Below are 798 nucleotides of genomic sequence, written 5' to 3' on the forward strand. Positions count from 1 at the left end.
GAAGGTCAAGGTCTTGCCGGCGATGCCGCCGATGCCGGAGGTGCGAGCCGCCGTGAAGGCAGTCGCCGTCCCGGTGTTGCCGGCAAGGCCGAGCGCGTTCAGTGCATTGCCGGTGCCGGTGACCGACAGGTCGGCGTTGACGCCGGTCGAGATCTTGAGCTGACCCGAGGCGTTGATCGACGAGTTGGTCTGGCCGGTGGCCGTCGCAAGCGTCGCGGTGCCGTTGGCGTTGACCGTCGCGGTCTGCACGCCGGTGGCAAGGTCGATCGCCTTCAAGACGTCGTTGATCGTGCCGCCCTGCAGATAGACCGTCGAGTTGCCGTTGCCGTCGGTGAGAACGTTACCGCTCGCACCAAAACCGGTCGGAACGCTCGGAGCACCGGTCGAACCCGGGATCGGCGCGTTCTTGAAGGTGATGACGTGACCGTCGACGTTCAGCGTCGAGCCGTCCGAGATGGTCGCGCCCAGCGAGGCCGCGCTCGTGGTCCGGTTGACGCTCACGGTGGCGTTGCCGCCGCCCACCGACGTGGTCAGGCCGAGTGCCTTGAGCAGGTCGGCCCTGCCGGTGACGCTCAGATCCGCACCCGTCGAGCTCTTCAGCGTGACGGCGCCGGCAGCAACGCTCGAAGCGGTCTGGTTGACGCTGGTCGCGATCGTCGCAGCACCGGAGCTGATGGAAGCCGTCTTGACGCCGCTGGCGAGATCGACCGCGGTCAACAGATCGTTGACGGTCGCAGCCGGAGTACCGGCGGTGCCGAGATAGACGGTGGTGTTGCCGTTGCCGTCGGTGACGAGATT

At 67.0% G+C, this 798-nt stretch carries 1 protein-coding gene; it reads right to left on the reverse strand.

Annotation, left to right across the window (positions count from 1 at the left end; all coding sequences use genetic code 11):
- Window positions 1-798: DUF1522 domain-containing protein (locus tag CVM73_RS38775; RefSeq protein WP_146006759.1), on the reverse strand; the 798-nt coding region annotated here is incomplete at both ends.

Source organism: Bradyrhizobium forestalis (assembly GCF_002795245.1).
Lineage (GTDB): Bacteria > Pseudomonadota > Alphaproteobacteria > Rhizobiales > Xanthobacteraceae > Bradyrhizobium > Bradyrhizobium forestalis.